General features: G+C 57.5%; 1 protein-coding gene. It reads right to left on the bottom strand.

Going from position 1 to position 464, the window contains the following annotated elements:
• Nucleotides 1–13: 13 nt before the first annotated feature.
• Nucleotides 14–464, bottom strand: a 451-nt coding sequence (locus tag AB204_RS20540; protein ID WP_235428164.1) for a TraI domain-containing protein, incomplete at its 5' end; no start/stop codon positions are given.

Below are 464 nucleotides of genomic sequence, written 5' to 3'. Positions count from 1 at the left end.
CCTACCGTCGATGTCAACATGATTTTTGTCTTGCAAACGGGATGCGTTCATATAGGCGACCATTGAGGTGCAACATCAGGCAATGCCAGGCTTCCGGTACGGAAACCAGCCACATGATGGCTTTTTCCGGTAACAAACTGGCGGCCAGCAAGGCTTCCTGTGGCACCGTCAGGGCATTTTCCGGTGTACGAAAGCGGAAACGAAAAGGGTTACCGGGGATACAGACACCCGGCTGCCAAAAATGCCCGTCATCCAGTTCCCCTTCCAGTTGCCGCAACAACGGCAGGTGGTAAAACAATGCCGCCCAGAACACGACGGCCTGCCATAACACACTCTGTGCCGCCTGTGTTTCCGGGGCAGCCCCCGGCGGTAACAGGTGCCCTTTCGCCAGCCGCACGGCACAGGTGGTAAATTGCAGCGTCAGGTCAGCAAATCCCCCTGCCCCTGACCAGTCGCCTTCCGGT

The organism is Xenorhabdus khoisanae, from assembly GCF_001037465.1.
In the GTDB taxonomy this organism is placed as follows: domain Bacteria; phylum Pseudomonadota; class Gammaproteobacteria; order Enterobacterales; family Enterobacteriaceae; genus Xenorhabdus; species Xenorhabdus khoisanae.
Note: the sequence above shows the minus strand (reverse complement) of the source record. Positions and strands in the feature narration are given on the sequence as shown.